18 protein-coding genes are annotated in these 18,535 nt (G+C 54.1%); 10 read left to right on the top strand and 8 right to left on the bottom strand.

The window, feature by feature from the left end; genetic code table 11:
• Nucleotides 1-14: 14 nt before the first annotated feature.
• A complete protein-coding gene (locus WC1_RS07335) occupies nucleotides 15-1,163 on the top strand; it encodes a 3-phenylpropionate MFS transporter (protein ID WP_003037650.1) in 1,149 nt (382 codons plus the stop codon).
• On the opposite strand, the gene csiE is transcribed toward WC1_RS07335, so the two are convergent.
• The 7 genes from csiE to WC1_RS07370 all read right to left on the bottom strand — a co-directional run bounded on the left by csiE (nucleotide 1,158) and on the right by WC1_RS07370 (nucleotide 9,541).
• On the bottom strand, nucleotides 1,158-2,435 hold the full coding sequence (gene csiE / locus WC1_RS07340; RefSeq protein WP_003037652.1) for a stationary phase inducible protein CsiE: 1,278 nt from the start codon (nucleotides 2,433-2,435) through the stop codon (nucleotides 1,158-1,160). The genes WC1_RS07335 and csiE overlap by 6 nt on opposite strands.
• 322 nt (nucleotides 2,436-2,757) lie before the next feature.
• Nucleotides 2,758-3,357 carry a KpsF/GutQ family sugar-phosphate isomerase gene (locus WC1_RS07345; RefSeq protein ID WP_016150765.1) on the bottom strand — a complete coding sequence of 200 codons (600 nt, stop codon included), beginning with the start codon at nucleotides 3,355-3,357 and terminating at the stop codon, nucleotides 2,758-2,760.
• The gene (locus WC1_RS07350) at nucleotides 3,354-4,991 is read right to left on the bottom strand and encodes an FGGY-family carbohydrate kinase (protein ID WP_016150764.1); all 1,638 of its coding nucleotides are present in this window, start codon (nucleotides 4,989-4,991) and stop codon (nucleotides 3,354-3,356) included. Before WC1_RS07350 ends, WC1_RS07345 begins: the two co-directional genes overlap by 4 nt.
• 17 nt (nucleotides 4,992-5,008) lie before the next feature.
• Entirely contained in the window at nucleotides 5,009-5,962 is a 954-nt protein-coding gene (locus WC1_RS07355) for an ABC transporter permease (protein ID WP_003037658.1), read from the bottom strand.
• Nucleotide 5,963: 1 nt separating this feature from the next.
• Nucleotides 5,964-6,953 (bottom strand): ABC transporter permease, encoded by a 990-nt coding sequence (locus tag WC1_RS07360; RefSeq protein ID WP_016150763.1) that lies wholly within the window; start codon nucleotides 6,951-6,953, stop codon nucleotides 5,964-5,966.
• The gene (locus WC1_RS07365) at nucleotides 6,946-8,454 is read right to left on the bottom strand and encodes a sugar ABC transporter ATP-binding protein (RefSeq protein ID WP_016150762.1); all 1,509 of its coding nucleotides are present in this window, start codon (nucleotides 8,452-8,454) and stop codon (nucleotides 6,946-6,948) included. Before WC1_RS07365 ends, WC1_RS07360 begins: the two co-directional genes overlap by 8 nt.
• 103 nt (nucleotides 8,455-8,557) lie before the next feature.
• Nucleotides 8,558-9,541: an autoinducer 2 ABC transporter substrate-binding protein gene (locus WC1_RS07370; RefSeq protein ID WP_003037665.1), complete on the bottom strand. Its 984-nt coding sequence runs from the start codon at nucleotides 9,539-9,541 to the stop codon at nucleotides 8,558-8,560.
• Nucleotides 9,542-9,961: 420 nt separating this feature from the next.
• On the opposite strand from WC1_RS07370, the gene WC1_RS07375 reads away from it, so the two are divergent.
• Complete coding sequence (locus WC1_RS07375; RefSeq protein WP_016150761.1) at nucleotides 9,962-10,600, top strand: DUF1007 family protein; 639 nt, start codon at nucleotides 9,962-9,964, stop codon at nucleotides 10,598-10,600.
• Nucleotides 10,591-11,571, top strand: coding sequence for a nickel/cobalt transporter (locus WC1_RS07380; protein WP_016150760.1), 981 nt, complete (start codon nucleotides 10,591-10,593; stop codon nucleotides 11,569-11,571). Before WC1_RS07375 ends, WC1_RS07380 begins: the two co-directional genes overlap by 10 nt.
• A 72-nt stretch (nucleotides 11,572-11,643) precedes the next feature.
• On the opposite strand, the gene suhB is transcribed toward WC1_RS07380, so the two are convergent.
• Nucleotides 11,644-12,447 carry an inositol-1-monophosphatase gene (suhB, locus tag WC1_RS07385; RefSeq protein WP_003037670.1) on the bottom strand — a complete coding sequence of 268 codons (804 nt, stop codon included), beginning with the start codon at nucleotides 12,445-12,447 and terminating at the stop codon, nucleotides 11,644-11,646.
• Between the two features lie 118 nt (nucleotides 12,448-12,565).
• On the opposite strand from suhB, the gene trmJ reads away from it, so the two are divergent.
• The 7 genes from trmJ to hscA all read left to right on the top strand — a co-directional run bounded on the left by trmJ (nucleotide 12,566) and on the right by hscA (nucleotide 18,535).
• Nucleotides 12,566-13,297, top strand: a complete 732-nt coding sequence (gene trmJ, locus WC1_RS07390) for a tRNA (cytosine(32)/uridine(32)-2'-O)-methyltransferase TrmJ (protein WP_003838431.1) — start codon at nucleotides 12,566-12,568, stop codon at nucleotides 13,295-13,297.
• Between the two features lie 173 nt (nucleotides 13,298-13,470).
• On the top strand, nucleotides 13,471-13,962 hold the full coding sequence (gene iscR, locus WC1_RS07395) for a Fe-S cluster assembly transcriptional regulator IscR (RefSeq protein WP_003037674.1): 492 nt from the start codon (nucleotides 13,471-13,473) through the stop codon (nucleotides 13,960-13,962).
• Nucleotides 13,963-14,074: 112 nt separating this feature from the next.
• The gene (gene iscS, locus WC1_RS07400) at nucleotides 14,075-15,289 is read left to right on the top strand and encodes a cysteine desulfurase (protein ID WP_003037677.1); all 1,215 of its coding nucleotides are present in this window, start codon (nucleotides 14,075-14,077) and stop codon (nucleotides 15,287-15,289) included.
• A gap of 25 nt (nucleotides 15,290-15,314) precedes the next feature.
• Complete coding sequence (gene iscU / locus WC1_RS07405; protein ID WP_002913991.1) at nucleotides 15,315-15,701, top strand: Fe-S cluster assembly scaffold IscU; 387 nt, start codon at nucleotides 15,315-15,317, stop codon at nucleotides 15,699-15,701.
• A gap of 20 nt (nucleotides 15,702-15,721) precedes the next feature.
• Nucleotides 15,722-16,045 carry an iron-sulfur cluster assembly protein IscA gene (iscA, locus tag WC1_RS07410; protein ID WP_003037681.1) on the top strand — a complete coding sequence of 108 codons (324 nt, stop codon included), beginning with the start codon at nucleotides 15,722-15,724 and terminating at the stop codon, nucleotides 16,043-16,045.
• A gap of 108 nt (nucleotides 16,046-16,153) precedes the next feature.
• A complete protein-coding gene (hscB, locus tag WC1_RS07415; protein WP_003838436.1) occupies nucleotides 16,154-16,669 on the top strand; it encodes a co-chaperone HscB in 516 nt (171 codons plus the stop codon).
• Nucleotides 16,670-16,684: 15 nt separating this feature from the next.
• A complete protein-coding gene (gene hscA / locus WC1_RS07420; protein ID WP_003838439.1) occupies nucleotides 16,685-18,535 on the top strand; it encodes a Fe-S protein assembly chaperone HscA in 1,851 nt (616 codons plus the stop codon).

The following is an 18,535-nucleotide window of genomic DNA, read 5'->3' as shown; positions in this document are numbered from 1 at the left end:
AACGGGAGGGATTCATGGCTTTGCATTCCACGCGCTGGCTGGCGCTCGGTTATTTCACCTACTTTTTTAGCTACGGTATCTTTCTGCCTTTCTGGAGCGTCTGGCTCGAAGGGTTAGGGCTGACGCCGGAAACCATCGGTTTACTGCTGGGTGCGGGGCTGATTGCCCGTTTTCTCGGTAGCTTGCTGATTGCGCCGCGTGTGAGCGATCCCTCTCGGCTGATCTCAGCGTTACGTATTCTGGCCTTATTGACGTTGGTGTTTGCGCTGGCCTTCTGGGCGGGGACTAACGTGGCGTGGCTGATGGTGGTGATGGTCGGCTTTAACCTGTTTTTCTCACCGCTGGTACCGCTGACGGATGCGCTGGCCAACACCTGGCAAAAACAGATAACCATGGATTACGGTCGGGTGCGACTGTGGGGATCCGTGGCCTTTGTGATCGGCTCTGCGTTGACCGGCAAACTGGTGAGCCTGTTCGACTATCGGGTGATCCTGGTCCTGTTATCGCTTGGCGCCGCCTCAATGCTGCTGGGCATGATGATTCGCCCGAGCGTGCAACCAGCGGGTGAAAACCGTCAGCAGGAGAGCGCAGGATGGCCCGCCTGGCGCGCACTAATAACCCAAAGCTGGCGTTTTCTGGCCTGCGTGAGTCTGCTGCAGGGCGCACATGCAGCTTATTACGGTTTCAGCGCCATTTACTGGCAGTCTGCCGGGTATTCTGCTTCGGCGGTGGGCTATTTATGGTCATTAGGCGTGGTGGCGGAAGTGATTATTTTTGCGCTCAGCCACAAGCTGTTCCGCCGCTTTAGCGCTCGCGATCTTCTGCTGCTTTCCGCCGTTTGCGGCGTGGCGCGTTGGGGGCTGATGGGCTGGAGCACAGAGCTGCCATGGCTGATTGTGGTGCAAATCCTGCATTGCGGAACGTTTACCGTCTGCCACCTGGCGGCGATGCGTTACATTGCTGCGCGACAGGGCAGTGAAGTGATTCGTCTGCAGGCGGTATATTCTGCGGTGGCGATGGGCGGCAGTATCGCCATCATGACCGTTTTCGCCGGCTATCTGTACCAGAACCTGGGCAGCGGCGTATTCTGGGTGATGGCGCTGGTGGCGCTCCCGGCAATTGTTCTGCGCCCGAAAGTGGTGGCGCAGCCTGCGACGTTATGATTCAAGGATTTTGCGGATTTGCTGCTGCTGGTGAGACGTAAGCGCCAGATCCGCATGAATCAGCGGGGGAGAAAACAGCGGTAGCGGCGTGGTGTACGGTGTAATAATCAGCGTTACGCCACGCGGCGCTCCCTCTTTTTGAAAGTCCTGCATCGGCATATGTTTTACGTTGAGCGGCAGCAACGTCAGTTCGCGCAGCTGTTGCTCTATATGCGCTTCAAGTTGTTCGTTACTACCGGTCAGCAGGATAATCTGCTTTTCGTGCAAATCCTTCTCCTGCATCAGCCAGGCGCCGAAAATAACGGCGACCAGGCCGATCTCTTCTTCTGAAAACTGGACATCGTATTCCGCTTCAAAGCCGTGAATCGCCTCGCGGGTAGTTCGAACCAGCCGGGGATAAAGTCGGCTGAACTCCTCCGGTAGCGTGTTATCAATGCCGATGGCAAACACGCTGCGGTTCAGTGCCTGGGCCAGGTGGATATACAACTGGTCATTCAGCCCTTGCTCGTCGCTGAAGCGCACGTTGCCATACTCGCGAAAACGCAGCACCAGCCGCGCAATAGCAAGGCGCAGGCGGCGATCCTGCTGGTGATTATCGCGGATCGGGTCGGGGATGCGAATCATTGAGAATAACAACGCCATAAACAGCGATTCGCCCAGCGGCGCACTTTGCATGACGTGGCGCTGCCAGTGGCGGCCAATTTCCTCGGCGAGCGGATACTCCGCGCAGGATTGCGCCCACCGTTGCTGGAGTGGATTAAACTCCGGGGTGATCCCCGCGTGGTGCTGTAGCAGACAATATTGTAAATACAAGCGCAGGAACTGGATGTCACGACACTCAAACGGCTTCTGTAAGCGCCGGGAGCACAGATTGATGAGCGCATGCAGATTGGTGTCGTCATACAGAGTACGTGCGATACCTTGTTGTTTAAGAGCAATTTTTAAAGTGGGCGTGAAATGCTGAGCGATAAAAGTAGGGCAAATCCGCAGGCCACGGCGCAGCCACTGCAACAGACACAGACGCTGATTTAGCGGGGTTCCTTCGATCGCATAGCCACCATTCTGCGCGGTGGCTATCGTGAGCCGGTGATAGCGCTGGATTTCGAGCCCTGCGCCAATAATATCTTCCTGAACCGTGGCATCATCGACACCATTGAGGCTGCTGAAGGTTTGTGTAGTCGCGATTTGCCCCGGCAGGAAAAGCGTCAGCAGAACCTGGCAACGGCGCTGGGGAGCGGAAAGTACAGATGGCGGAGCAAGCGTTGACATCATCTGTAGGGTCTCCCGTAAGTATGTTTGATAAGAATAGCTAAAGTTTGCTCATAGATTTGAGGAATGGAATGCTTTCCACCAGGAATGCTGGAGAGCGTCACAGAATTTTTAACGTGCGGAACAGATAGCGGGAGTGGAACGCAGCGCGTTAATCCGTTTTTTCACTGTTTTATCTTTTTGTTGAGATATAAAAAATGCCAGAGGGGGAATGCTGGCGGAGGGAGGTATGAAAATGCTATCTCAGAGAAGTGAAAAACCTAAAGTGAACGTAGCAATACGACGGAGGCAACAGATTCATTACCTCCGTAACAGCTGTCTGGCGTTACTTCTCACGACTCAGCGTTAATCCCACATCGCCGCCCGGATGTACCGCCAGCAGCGTTTCCTTTGAGTAGCCGCTCTCGCTCATCAGACAGGCACAGGCGGCGTCAAAGATAGCCAGCACCAGTAAAATAGAGGTGGTAGCCAACATGTTCAGCGGGTCGGCCTCGCGCTGAACGCCTGTGGAAATCACTAGCTTCGATGCTTTAGCGATGGCCGAATCCGCGTTTTCAGTCACGCTCAGTATGGGCACATTCCTCGCAGCCAGTCCGGGCAGCAGCCGGGTGAGCTCGTCCGAATTACCCCCGCGTGACAGCATAATCACCAGGTCGTCGGCGCGTAAAAAACCGAGATCGCCATGCGCTGCATCCGTCGCGTTGAGGTAAATCGCTGGACGTTCCACGCAGGCAAGCATATGCGCGACTTTACGCGCTGCAATGCCAGAGGTACCGACGCCGGTGACGACGATTTTGCCCTGACAACCGCGCAGCTCCGCCATCAGCGACTGCCAGACAGGTTCAGTCAGATGCTGCCCCAGACCCGCCAGGGCATCGCTATAGAGCTGGAATACGCCGTTGGCCTGAGACCAGGAGTTACTCATGCGTCCTCCTGCATCAACTGGCGGTATTTCATATGATCCTGATACATCTCGTGGAATACCCGATATTTGCGATCGTAGTACTGCTTAATGCGATTAGTCTGCGGGGTAACCGTTTTACCAATCCGGCTCATCGCTGACATTGCTTCCGGGAAGGTATCGAACACGCCCGCGGCGATAGTTCCCATCATGGCGCCACCCAGCAGCATGGCTTCGCTCTCTTCAGGCAGCAGCATCGCACAGCCGGTGGCGTTGGCATGCTCCTGAACGAAGATCGGGTTTTTCGTCCCGCCGCCGCTGGCCATAATGGTATCGATGGTGTAGCCGCTTTGATTCATCGTTTCAATGATATGACGGGTTCCCAGCGCAATGGCCTGAATGGTCGCGAGGTACTGTAACGCCATATCTTCCGGCGTGCGCGACAGCTTCAGTCCAGTGATAGAGCCTGTGAGCGTTGGGTTGGCGCGCGGTGAACGGTTGCCGTGGAAATAGGGCAGGATGTGCATATCGCGGGTTAAAAATGCGATATCTTCCGGCTCACCGGCCATTTTACGCAGCAGCGTATTCAACACTTCATAAATGGTCTGCCCTTGAGATTTAGCCTGGGTCAACAAGGTTTCGTAACAAGGATGCGACTGAATAACGTGGTCGATTAACGCCCCGGTTGCCGACTGTCCACCTTCGTTAAGCCAGTATTCTGGCAGCACTGCTGAGTAGTAAGGCCCCCAAACGCCACCGATAAAACGCGGCTCTTTGGAAATCGCCATGTGTCCGGTAGAGGTGCCGCCAATCAGCGCGACGCGGCGATCGAAATCCGCCACCTCGCCGGAAACACCGCTCGCGCCGAGCGTGCCGAGCGTACCGGCGTGGGCATCGATGATCGAGACGCTGACAGCGGTCCCCGGAATCAGCCCCATTTCGCTGGCGGCGCGCGCAGAAAGACCATGACCGAGCGGTTCGCCCATGGTTTTCACGTAGCGACCAATTTTGGCGGCATCATGTTCCAGCAAGTCTTCCAGCCCAATCTGGCGGAAATAGCTGGCATCCCATTTGTCTTCATGGCCCATATAGGTCCATTTACACACCGTCGAGCACAGTGAGCGCGTGTCATCGCCCGTTGCGCGCCAGGTCAGGAAATCGGGCAGGTCAAAGTAGTATCCCGCATTGGCCCAGGTGTTGGGCATATGTTGCTTCAACCACAGCAGTTTGGGCGTTTGCATTTCCGGGGAGATAATACCGCCAACGTAGTCCAGCACCCGATGATGCAGGGCGTTAATGCGCTCAGCCTGAGTAATGGCGCGGTGATCCATCCACACAATGATATTCTGTTCGCTGCGCCCGGACGGACTAATGGTCAGTGGTTTACCTTCTTTGTCCAACACCACCAGTGAACAGGTCGCGTCAAAGCCCAGACCTTTCACCTGGATAGGGTTGATATCCGACTGGTTAATCGCATCGCGAACCGCGTTACACACCGCCTGCCAGATGTTATCGGAAGACTGCTCAACAAAATCGGCCTGCGGACGGTAAATCTCGATGGCCCGACTGGCCTGGCCGACCATTCTGCCGTTGAGATCAAACACGCCAGCACGGGCGCTTCCGGTTCCGACATCCACACCAATAAAGTAACTTGCCATAATTTTTTCTCCTGAAATCAGGCTTTACGATTCTGTAATGCGATAAAGAGGATCAGCACCGCGCCCCACAGCGCCATCGTCAGATAGCTGCTGACCCCCAGCAAGTTAAGGCCGCTTTCCAGCATTTGCAGCACAATCAGCGCCAGTACCAGGCCGATAATGCGTCCGAAGCCGCCATCCGGATTGATGCCACCGAGTACGGAGGCAAGGATGGTGACCAGCAGGTAGGACTCACCGTATCCGGCTTTTGCCGAGTTGAATTTCGCCATCATCAGAATGGCGGCGACCCAGCCGAGCAGGGCTGAAATCACGTACACGGAAATTTGTACCCGTACGGTATTCACACCACTGTAGCGGGTAGCCTGTTCATTGGAGCCGACGAGATAAAGACTGCGCCCCAGCGTGGTGTGCTCCAGCAGTACCCATAGCAGGATTGCCACCAGGAAAAAGAGCAACAGCGCCACCGGAATACCCGCAATCGTGGCGTTGCCAAGGTACTGAATGGCGGTCGGGAAACCCGAAATCACCGTCCCGTTGGAGAGCAGAATATTCAGCCCGGAGATAAGTGTCATCGTGCCGAGGGTGGCGAGAATCGGTGAGACGCCGACCCAGGCAATCAGTGCGCCGTTGAGCGTACCGATAGCCACCGCCACGGCTGCGCCTGCCAGCAGCGCCAGCACCAGAAACAGCGGGTTATCCGGATGGGTAACGATAATCGCTGCCATTACCAGCGAGCAGGCGTTCGCCCCGGCAATAATTGACAGGTTAATGCCGCCGGTCAGCATGGTCATACCCATCCCGAGGGCAAGCATGCCGAGGATCGGTAACTGTGAGCCTATCGACTGGAAGTTAGCGACGCTAAAAAAACGGCTGCCGAGCAGGGCTGAGAAAACCAGGGCGACGACCACAATAATGACGCATTGCAGACGAATGATTGCATCACCGGGTAAAAATCTGGCGATTGTTTTCATCTCAAAGCTCCCTTGCCAGTTTGCGTTTTTCGTTCCAGGCCGTGGCACTGATGCTGACTAGGATAATGGCGCCGCTGAATACGGTGTGCCAGTAAGAGGAGACGCTGAGTAGCGTCAGACCATTTTGTAAGAAGGCGAGCAAGACAACGCCGAGCAGGGTTCCGGTCAACGTACCGCGCCCGCCGCTCATGCTGGTTCCGCCGAGCACGACCGCCGCCAGCACCGTCAGCTCAAAGCCGAGCAGCGAATTGGGTGCAACTGACTGGGTGATTTGCGCCTGAACCACGGCGGCAACACCTGCCAGAATGCCCATATAGCCATAGACGTAGAAATGCAGTTTCAGCAGATTCAGCCCCAGGCGTGAGGCCGCGTCGCGGTTGCCGCCCATGGCGTAAACCTGACGGCCAAGACGGGTATAGTTCATCAGCACTGCGGTAAAGACGATCACCGCCGCCAGGCACAGCAGGGGCAGGGTCAGGCCGTAGTCGTAGCCATCTGCCGCGGTGAAGGAGAACCAGTTAATGCCGTTCATAAACCAGTCAGGGAAACCGTACAGCCAGGTGCCTTTGGTGGCGTAAACCAGAAGGCCGTAGTAGACGTTCAGCGTGGCGATGGTAATGATGATTGCCGGAACGCGCAGCCAGTAGACCAGGAAGCCATTAATCAGTCCAAGCAGCAGGCCCACCGCAATCGCAATGGTTAACGCCAGAGCGAAGTTGCCGCCGTGGCCGATCACCCAACTGGCCATCACATACTGGGCAATCGCGGTCATCGCCGGAAATGAGATATCGATCCCACCGGAAATCAGCACCACAAACAACCCGCAGGCGAGAATGCCGAGAATCGCGTAGCTGGTGGCCACATCTGTCAGATTGCCGAGCGAGAGGAACTCATCGGTGCTGACACTTAGCCCAACCGCCAGCGCCACGACCAGCAGGCCCAGCCAGAATTCATGTTGCCCGATTAAACGGGACAGATGCATCTTATTCATTGATTACCTCGACCACTTCAGCAATCTCCTCTTCACGGCAGTGATGAGGATTAAATTCCGCCACCAGTCTGCCGCGACGCATCACCAGCACGCGGTGGCTGTTGTAATATGCTTCCGGAATTTCATCGCAAATCATCAGCACCGCCATACCTTGTTCCGCCAAATCGCGGGCTATCTGGTAAATGCCCTCTTTGTTGGCGATATCCACGCCGACGGTAGGCGAGTCGAGGATCAGGATGCGGGGATTGGTCGCCACCCATTTGGCAATGGCGATACGCTGGGCATTGCCGCCGGAAAGCGTTTTGACCGGCAGGTGCGGATCGGACACTTTGATATTCAGTTCGCGGATTAAATCGGCGACCAGCTTTTGCGCTTTACGATGATCGAGCAAGCCGCTACCGGTGTGCAGTTGATCAAACACCGTGACGATGGTGTTGTCGTAAATCGACTGCTCCATGATCAGCCCCTGCGTCAGGCGATCTTCTGAGACGTAGCCGATCCCGTGCTTAATGGCGTCGTGGTTATTACGAAGCGTGACCGGCTGACCGTTAATACGCATCTCGCCGCTTTCCGGGTGCGTCATGCCAAACAGGCTCAAACAAAGCTCGGTACGCCCGGCGCCCAACAGGCCGACGATCGAGACAATCTCGCCGCCATGCAGCGACAGATTAATGTTCTGGTATTTGCCTCTGCGGCTGAGATTGCGCAGCTCCAGCAGGGGTTCTCGATCGTCGAATGATTTCTCCGGCAGCGGGCTGTAGTGGAAGCGTTGTCCGGTCATCAGGAAAGCCAGCTCGTGGCTGTCGAGTTCGCTGGCAGGATATGTGCCCACCAGTTTGCCGTCGCGCATGACGCTGATACGGTCTGCCACTTCCATTACTTCATCCAGACGATGGCTGACAAACACCACGCAAATGCCGGCCGCTTTAAGTTCGTTAACCACCTTCAGCAGTCCATTGACCTCCTGGCGGGTTAGCGAGGCGGTGGGCTCGTCCATAATAACCAGACGCGCATCTGCGGCAATTGCCCGGCAAATAGCGACCAGTTGTCGGTCGGCAATCGAGAGTTTTTCTACTTTTTTATCGGGATCGATATTCACTCCGATACGTTTCATGGCTGCCAGCGCCTGCTGTTTCATAGCACCACGGCGCACCCAGATATCACCGCCCGGCAGATAGCGGTTGACCGCGATATTTTCTGCGACGCTAAAGTTGGGGAACAACGACAGGTCCTGATAAATAACTTGAATGCCATAATGGGAGGAGAGCTGCGGCGTCAGGTGATGGAACAATTTTCCGTCGAGTAAAATCTGCGCGCCTTTTTCCGGATGATAAACCCCGGAGATCACTTTAATAATGGTACTTTTACCACAGCCGTTTTGACCCGCCAGACAGTGAACTTCGCCTTTTCTCAGCGTCAGATTCACGTTATCCAGCGCCAGCACGCCCGGGAATTGTTTGCTGATATTCTCAAGAGTGATAAATGCGGTGGTGTCTGCCATGGACAATACCCCTGCGAGCGCCCTGACGGACGCTGAGTGTTAGTTTGGTTGATAGCGCCGACCAGACGGTCGGCGTTAAGGTTCCCTGGTGTTGGCTAAAGCCTTAGAAACCAAGTGATTGTGCGTTGTCTTTGGTGACTTCGAGGATCTTGTTAAAGCGGATCACTTTCTTCTCCGTGTCGATATCGGCTTTCCCTAAACCGTCGATACTCAGATCTGCATTGACTTCTTTGCCCTGCAACAGCTGATCGGCAACCGTTACCAGCGCATAGCCCGCATCTTTTGGATCCCACAGCAGCGCTTTTTTGATATCTCCACGCATCAGGTAAGGCGCAGCCTGCGCTGGCATGGCGATCCCGACAACGGCAATTTTATCTTTGGCGCGTTTTTTCTGCACAGCCTGACCCGCACCAATTGGACCCAGTGAGCCGAAGCCGATAATGCCCTTCATCTGCGGATAGGTTTTCATCAGATCCAGCGTTGTGGCGTAGGATTTATCAATGCTTTCCGCGACCGGCAGGCGGGAAGTGACCTCGAACATTTCCGGATATTTTTCTTTCTGGTACTTAATTGCATAATCAGCCCACGCGTTATGCAGTGGGACCGTCAGCGAACCAACATAGATTGCATACCCGCCTTTGCCGCCCATATTTTTCGCTAACTCATCGACGTTGGCTTGTGCGTATTTTTCACTATCGATGGTTTCGATATCCCACTGACCGATTTGCTCGTCCGGGGATTCGTGCGTCAGGACCACAATGCCTTTATCGCGCGCTTTTTTCAGTACTGGCTCAAGAACCTTGGCATCGTTTGGTACCACGATGATCGCGTTGACGTTTTTGGCGATCAGATCCTCAATCACTTTGACCTGCTGTGCCGGGTCCGGCGTAGATGGACCGGTCTGGTAAGCGTTCACATCCAGTTTTTTTGCTGCTTCGTTAACACCGGTTTCCATGCGGTTAAACCAGGGAATACCAGTGACTTTGGCAACCACAGCAATTTCATATTTTTCCGCCGCAAAGGACGTGCCGGACAACATGCATGCAGAAACCAGGGTTGCACTGAGTAATGCGAGTTTGAATTTCATAGTTGTACCTTTCGTAGGGGGCAGGACATGTCACGGCGTGAAGTTAACAACGAATGGAAGAGGGAATGAATCATAAGTTTGGAAAATGTGATATATGCCCATTATTGTTAATTTATGGAAATGAAGTGGTAAATAATTAGTTAAATTTACATGATTTTAGATTCAGACATTCAAATTAAGTGTTAATAAAACATTAAAATGAAACTTTTAATTAACATTTTGTTATCATTTAACTTAAGATTTGACGCCGAAAAGATGTTTGGGTGGAATTTCCCGAAGAAGAAATTATCGAAATTGAGAACTGAATCGATACCGGAAAAGGGTGCTCAACTTTTTTTCGTTCAATGATATCCTCGGTACACTTGCGCCAAATACGGCATCATTATTTGTGGCGGTGTTGATTTTTATCGTGGAGAACTCATGCAAGGCGTTAAACGTATCTTTATGACGTTGTTTCTCGCTGTCCTGTCTTTTGGCGCAGGTGCGCATCCCCACAGCTTTATTCATCTGAAAACCGAAGTTGTGAGCGAAAATGATCGGTTCGTCGCGCTAAAAATGCGCTGGACGATGGATGAAATCACGTCGGCGGATCTGCTTTACGACGCGGGGAATGCTAAACCTGGTGATGAAATTTGGAAAAAACTGGCGGCGGAAGTGATGGCCAACGTTCTCGGGCAGCACTATTTCACCGAAGTGTGGCACGATGGGAAAAAGGTAAAGTTTAAAAACAGACCGACGGAATATGGCATGGCGCGTGAAGAACACCAGGCGGTGCTGACGTTCGTTCTGCCGCTGGCCGAAGCTCAACCACTGAGCGGTCAAAAATATACTATTTCAACCTTCGATCCGACCTACTACGTCGATATGAGCTATGACAAAGACAGCGACGCCCGGCTTTCGCAGACCATAAGCCAGCAATGCCATATTTCAATGCATACGCCGACGCCGAATGAAAACATGTTGAGTTTTGCGCAGTCGCTGGATAAAGAAGACGCACCGCCGGAGGATATGGAGTTGGGTAAACAGTTTGCACAGACGGTGACGCTGCAATGTCAGTAGTTTATCAACAACGCGCAGCCAGACGCCGTTGGCTCACGCTATGGCCACTGGCGGTCTTTTTGTTGCTGGCGACAGGCGGGGGGCTGTGGTTGTGGCAGGCCTGGCCTCAGGTAATGATGCACAGTGTCGTCTGGCAGCGCGACGTTAACCAGCAGATGAGCGGGTTGCTGAAAGCGGTTGCCGCGAACCCCACACGTGCGGGCGGATCTCTGCTGTTGTTTAGCTTTATATATGGGGTATTGCACGCATTGGGGCCGGGGCACGGCAAAATCGTCATCACGACCTGGCTGGCGACGCATCCGTCGAAGCTCAAGTCGAGCATTGGGCTGACGCTGGCGTCTTCCCTATTGCAGGGGCTGGTGGCAATAGGACTGGTGGTTGTAGTGCTCACGGTGCTGCAACTGCCTGCCCGACAGCTGCATATGAGCAGTTTCTGGCTGGAGAAAGGAAGTTATGCGCTGGTTGGCGTGTTGGGCGTTTTATTGTGTGTCCGTGCACTAAAGAAATTGCGCCAGCTGCTGATGCGCCCGAAATTCACCGCCTTTACGCCGCACCATGTGCATCACGAGGGCTGCGGCTGCGGGCATCAGCATTTGCCCAAGCCGGAACAACTGCAAAGCGGCGATGACTGGCGCGCCCGGTTGATGATTATTCTCTCTATGGGCATGCGTCCCTGCTCTGGCGCAATTATGGTGCTGCTGTTCAGTAAAGTGGTTGGCGTCTTTAGCTGGGGTATGGCGTCGGCGTTGGCGATGGCGGCAGGAACCTCTTTGACGATTACGTCACTGGCTTTGCTGGTACATAGCTTTCGCTCATTGGCGGTGAAAATTAGCGGGCATAAAGCGCCGGTGCTGTGGCGACAGATTGGCTGGACGACGCTGGCGTTAGCTGGTGGTGCGGTGCTTATTGTTGCTGCGGTAGTGATGTGGATCAGCGCGGTGCCGGTAGGGCGAGGGATAAGACCATTTTAGGTTAGTGAGCGGAATGGTATGACTTGTAGGCCGGATAAGACGCGAAAGCGTCGCATCCGGCACCACAGCAGATTAACGCTTCAGCGCATCGCTCAGTTCGTCACGCATGTTAGCCAGCATGGCTTTAACAACGCGCGGGTTACCTGCAACGATGTTGCCGGTTGCCAGGTAGTTATGACCACCGGTGAAGTCGCAAACCAGTGCGCCAGCTTCACGTGCAATCAGCTCACCTGCTGCGAAATCCCATGGTTTCAGACCGATTTCGAAGTAACCGTCAACGCGCGCAGCGGCAACGTAAGCCAGATCCAGCGCAGCAGAACCTGTGCGGCGGAAGTCAGCGCACTCGGTAAACATTTTGCCAAGAATTTTCATGTAAGAAGCGGCGTGCTGCTTCGCTTTGAACGGGAAACCGGTGGCGATGATGGTGCCGTCCAGATCGCGGGCGGTGCTGCCACGCAGACGATAGCCGTTCAGCTGTGCGCCCTGGCCGCGAGTGGCGGTGAACAGTTCGTTACGCATTGGATCGTAAACAACGGCGACTTCAGTACGGCCTTTAATGCGTACTGCGATAGATACCGCGAAGTGCGGCAGACGTTTTACGAAGTTGGTAGTGCCATCCAGTGGATCGATAACCCATTGAACATCCTGATCTTCACCTGCGTGCTCACCGCTTTCTTCGGTGATGATGGTGTGCTGTGGGTAAGATTTGCGAATAGTTTCGATAATAATCGCTTCGGCGGCTTTATCGACGTTAGTCACGAAATCATTGCTGCCTTTCTGGCTGGTTTCTACAGAGTCTGGGGTTTCGTAGTGTTTGGCAATTACATTACCCGCCTTGCGCGCTGCGCGCACGGCGATGGTCAGCATCGGATGCATCGGTCTCTCTCACTGGATGTTAAAGAACGGGAAAACGGCGCAGAGTATAGCAGCGAGTTCGGAATATGTCTTCGTTTTATGATAATATGCCCGAATAATCTTTAGCCGAAGAAATACAATGCTGCAAAATATTCGAATCGTGCTGGTGGAAACCTCTCACACTGGCAACATGGGCTCTGTAGCCCGCGCAATGAAAACCATGGGTTTAACCAATCTGTGGCTGGTAAATCCACTGGTTAAACCGGACTCTCAGGCCATCGCTCTGGCGGCAGGTGCCAGTGATGTAATCGGCAGCGCGCAGATCGTCGATACTCTTGATGAAGCGCTGGCAGGTTGCAGCCTGGTAGTAGGCACCAGTGCGCGCTCCCGTACGCTACCGTGGCCGATGCTGGATCCGCGTGAATGCGGTTTAAAAAGCGTCTCTGAAGCGACGAATTCGCCCGTAGCGCTGGTGTTTGGCCGTGAACGTGTTGGCCTGACGAATGAAGAACTGCAGAAGTGCCATTACCACGTCGCTATTGCCGCGAACCCGGAATACAGTTCGCTGAACCTGGCGATGGCGGTGCAGGTCATCTCTTATGAAGTGCGCATGGCCTGGCTGGCAACGCAGGAAAGCGAGAAGACCGCAGAATACGAAGAAGCTGAGTATCCGCTGGTCGATGATTTAGAGCGTTTTTACGGTCATCTGGAACAAACGCTGCTGTCGACCGGGTTTATCCGTGAAGGGCATCCGGGACAGGTGATGAACAAGCTGCGCCGTCTGTTTACGCGTGCGCGTCCTGAGAGCCAGGAGCTGAACATTTTGCGCGGAATTTTAGCTTCAATTGAGCAACAGAATAAAGGCAAGTAAACGTAACGCCTCCGGCAAGTAAAAATGGCACTGAAGGTTAAATACCTGACTAAATTAGTCAAGTAAATAGTTGACTGATTTAGTCGGGAATGTCAGACTTGCCCCTGCTATGCAATACCCCCATTTTACAATAAAAAACCCCGGGCAGGGGCGAGTTTGAGGCTAAGTAAGACATGAGACTGACATCAAAAGGGCGTTATGCCGTGACCGCAATGTTGGACGTTGCGCTCAACTCCGAAACGGGCCCGGTACCGTTGGCTGATATTTCTGAACGTCAGGGAATTTCCCTGTCATATCTGGAGCAGCTGTTTTCCCGTTTGCGTAAAAACGGTCTGGTTTCCAGCGTACGTGGACCAGGCGGCGGGTATCTGCTGGGTAAAGATGCCGGCAGCATCGCAGTAGGTGAAGTAATCAGCGCTGTGGACGAGTCTGTAGATGCGACCCGTTGCCAGGGCAAAGGCGGTTGTCAGGGCGGCGATAAATGCCTGACCCACGCGCTGTGGCGCGATCTGAGCGATCGTCTGACCGGTTTCCTCAACAACATTACGTTGGGCGAACTGGTGAATAATCAGGAAGTCCTGGATGTGTCTGGTCGCCAGCACACCCATGACGCTCCACGCACTAATCGTGCACAAGACGCGATCGACGTTAAGTTACGCGCATAATAAAAGTATTTTAGAATCAGGCCGGGGTGCTACACACCCCGTTAACTCGGTCGTACATCCAGCCGGTTGCCTGATTCCTTGCATTGAAGCGATGTACGGAGTTTATAGAGCAATGAAATTACCGATCTATCTCGACTACTCCGCAACCACGCCGGTGGACCCGCGTGTTGCCGAGAAAATGATGCAGTGTCTGACCCTGGACGGAAACTTTGGTAACCCAGCGTCTCGTTCACACCGTTTCGGCTGGCAGGCTGAAGAGGCGGTAGATATCGCCCGTAACCAGATTGCTGACCTCGTGGGCGCTGACCCGCGTGAAATCGTCTTTACTTCCGGTGCGACTGAATCCGATAACCTGGCGATTAAAGGTGCAGCCAACTTTTATCAGAAAAAAGGCAAGCACATCATCACCAGCAAAACCGAACACAAAGCCGTGCTGGACACCTGTCGTCAGCTGGAGCGCGAAGGGTTTGAAGTCACCTACCTCGCCCCGCAGCGTAACGGCATTATCGACCTGAAAGAACTTGAAGCGGCAATGCGTGACGACACTATCCTCGTGTCCATCATGCACGTGAATAACGAAATCGGCGTGGTGCAGGATATCGCGACTATCGGCGAAATGTGCCGTGCGCGCGGCATCATCTATCACGTTGATGCGACCCAGAGCGTGGGCAAACTGCCTATCGATCTGAGCCAACTGAAAGTTGATCTGATGTCCTTCTCTGGCCACAAAATCTATGGTCCGAAAGGTATCGGTGCGCTGTACGTGCGTCGTAAACCGCGTATTCGTATTGAAGCGCAGATGCACGGCGGCGGTCACGAGCGCGGTATGCGTTCCGGTACGCTGCCTGTGCACCAGATCGTCGGCATGGGTGAAGCTTACCGTATCGCTAAAGAAGAGATGGAAACCGAGATGGCGCGCCTGCGCAGTCTGCGTAACCGTCTGTGGGACGGCGTGAAAGATATGGAAGAAGTGTATCTTAACGGCGATCTCGAGCAGGGCGCACCGAACATTCTCAACGTTAGCTTCAACTATGTTGAAGGCGAATCGCTGATTATGGCGCTGAAAGATCTGGCTGTATCCTCCGGTTCTGCATGTACTTCTGCAAGCCTGGAGCCATCCTACGTGCTGCGCGCGCTGGGGATGACCGACGAGCTGGCACATAGCTCAATTCGTTTCTCTTTAGGTCGTTTCACTACCGAAGAAGAGATTGACTACGCCATTAATCTGGTTCGCAACTCCATCGGCCGCCTGCGTGACCTTTCTCCGCTGTGGGAAATGTTCAAACAGGGCGTGGATCTGAACAGCATTGAATGGTCACATCACTAATCGGTACCGATAAGGAGAATTCAGCATGGCTTACAGCGAAAAAGTAATCGATCATTACGAGAATCCACGTAACGTGGGTTCTTTTGACAACAGCGACGAGAACGTGGGCAGCGGCATGGTGGGTGCACCAGCCTGTGGCGACGTGATGAAGTTGCAGATCAAAGTCAACAATGAGGGTATCATTGAAGACGCGCGTTTCAAGACTTACGGCTGCGGTTCCGCTATTGCTTCCAGCTCTCTGGTTACCGAATGGGTAAAAGGGAAATCTCTGGACGAAGCACAGGCGATTAAAAACACCGATATCGCCGACGAGCTTGAACTGCCACCGGTGAAAATTCACTGCTCTATTCTGGCTGAAGACGCGATTAAAGCCGCGATTGCGGATTACAAAAGCAAACGTGAAGCAAAATAATTAAGAGTTGAGGTTTTATTATGTCGATTACCTTAAGCGACAGTGCAGCAGCGCGTGTAAATACCTTCCTGGCAAACCGCGGTAAAGGGTTTGGTCTGCGTCTGGGCGTGAGAACCTCCGGCTGCTCAGGTATGGCCTATGTACTGGAATTTGTTGACGAGCCGGCGGCTGAAGATACCGTGTTTGAAGACAAAGGCGTTAAAGTTGTGGTCGACGGTAAGAGCCTGCAATTCCTCGACGGTACGCAGTTAGACTTCGTCAAAGAAGGTCTGAACGAAGGGTTTAAGTTTACTAACCCGAACGTGAAAGACGAATGTGGATGCGGCGAAAGCTTCCACGTGTAACGCGCTTACCGATAACCCCACCGTGGTCGCCTGCGCGTGGGGTTTGTTTTACCTGACTCTCTGGTTTTGCTCCCGTGAACAACAGAGAATCGATGCCCTGAGAATGTTATGGACTACTTCACCCTCTTTGGCTTGCCGGCCCGTTATCAGCTCGATACTCAGGCGCTGAGCCTACGTTTTCAGGATCTACAACGTCAGTATCATCCTGATAAATTTGCCAGCGGTTCCCAGGCGGAACAACTTGCTGCGGTTTCGCAGTCCGCCACTATCAACCAGGCCTGGCAAACGCTGCGTCATCCTTTGATGCGCGCCGAATACTTATTGTCTTTACACGGCTTTGACATCCGTAGCGAGCAGCACACGGTGCGCGATACCGCGTTTCTGATGGAACAACTGGAGCTGCGGGAAGAGCTGGACGAAATTGAACAGGCAAAAGACAGTCAACGTTTAGATGCGTTTATGCAACGCGTCAGCGAAATGTATAACGTTCGTCATCAACTGATGGTGGAACAGCTGGATAGCGAGACGTGGGACGCAGCGGCAGATACCGTGCGTAAGCTGCGTTTTCTCGATAAACTGCGAAGCAGTGCAGAACAACTCGAAGAAAAACTGCTCGATTTTTAATTTCCGGAAGCGAAAATGGCCTTATTACAAATTAGTGAGCCTGGTCTGAGCGCCGCGCCGCACCAGCGTCGTCTGGCGGTAGGTATCGATTTAGGCACCACCAACTCCCTGGTTGCGACCGTACGCAGCGGCCAGGCCGAAACGTTGGCAGACCATGAAGGTCGCCACCTGTTGCCGTCAGTGGTTCACTATCAGCAGCAGGGTTATTCTGTCGGTTACGATGCCCGCGCCAATGCTGCGCTGGATACGGCAAACACCGTCAGTTCGGTAAAACGCATGATGGGCCGCTCTCTGGCGGATATCCAGGCGCGTTACCCGCATCTGCCATATACGTTCCAGGCAAGCGAAAACGGCTTGCCGATGATTGAAACCGCTGCCGGATTGCTTAATCCGGTGCGTGTCTCCGCGGATATTCTGAAAGCGCTGGCCGCGCGGGCAACCGAATCACTGTCCGGCGAACTGGACGGCGTGGTAATCACCGTTCCGGCTTACTTTGACGATGCACAGCGTCAGGGGACCAAAGACGCCGCGCGTCTGGCGGGCCTGCACGTATTGCGTCTATTGAACGAACCGACCGCAGCTGCGATTGCCTATGGTCTGGACTCCGGTCAGGAAGGCGTGATTGCGGTCTACGATCTTGGCGGCGGTACTTTTGATATTTCTATTCTGCGCCTGAGCCGCGGCGTGTTTGAAGTGCTGGCGACCGGCGGTGATTCCGCGCTCGGCGGCGACGATTTTGACCATCTGCTGGCCGATTATATTCGCGAGCAGGCTGGCGTGGCCGACCGTAGCGATAACCGCGTACAGCGCGAACTGCTGGATGCTGCTATTGCAGCGAAAATCGCGCTTAGCGACGCTGATTCTGTAACGGTTAACGTGGCGGGATGGCAGGGTGAAATCACCCGTGAAACCTTTAATGAACTCATTTCCGCACTGGTCAAGCGTACGCTGCTGGCCTGCCGTCGCGCGCTGAAAGATGCGGGCGTGGAGCCGCAGGATGTGCTGGAAGTGGTGATGGTCGGTGGTTCAACTCGCGTGCCATTGGTGCGTGAACGCGTCGGTGAATTTTTTGGCCGTACGCCGCTGACTTCTATTGACCCGGACAAAGTGGTCGCTATTGGTGCGGCAATCCAGGCAGATATTCTGGTCGGAAATAAACCGGACAGCGAAATGCTGCTGCTGGACGTTATCCCGCTGTCCCTGGGACTGGAAACCATGGGCGGTCTGGTGGAGAAAGTGATCCCACGTAACACCACGATTCCGGTGGCGCGCGCGCAGGACTTTACCACCTTTAAAGATGGCCAAACCGCGATGTCCATTCACGTAATGCAAGGCGAGCGTGAGCTGGTGCAGGACTGCCGTTCACTGGCGCGTTTTGCGCTGCGCGGCATCCCGGCATTGCCAGCTGGCGGCGCACACATCCGCGTGACCTTCCAGGTGGACGCCGATGGCCTGCTGAGCGTCACCGCTATGGAAAAATCCACCGGCGTTGAGTCCTCAATTCAGGTTAAACCGTCCTACGGTCTGACCGACAGTGAAATCGCCTCCATGATTCAGGATTCGATGAGTTTTGCCGAGCAGGACGTTAAAGCCCGTATGCTGGCAGAACAGAAAGTCGAAGCGGCACGCGTACTGGAAAGTTTATCCGGTGCGTTGAACGCTGATGCCGCGCTGTTAAGCGCCGCAGAACGTCAGGCTATCGACACCGCCGCCGCGCATTTGAGCGAGGTTGCACAGGGTGACGATGTTGACGCGATAGAACAAGCCATTAAAAACGTAGACAAACAAACCCAGGAATTCGCCGCTCGCCGCATGGACAAGTCCGTCCGTAGCGCGCTGAAAGGCCATTCCGTGGACGAGGTTTAA

It is taken from the genome of Citrobacter sp. KTE30 (assembly GCF_000398825.1).
Taxonomy (GTDB): Bacteria; Pseudomonadota; Gammaproteobacteria; order Enterobacterales; family Enterobacteriaceae; genus Citrobacter; species Citrobacter freundii.
The sequence above is the reverse complement of the archived record's forward strand: the minus strand, read 5'-3'. Positions and strand labels throughout refer to the sequence as shown.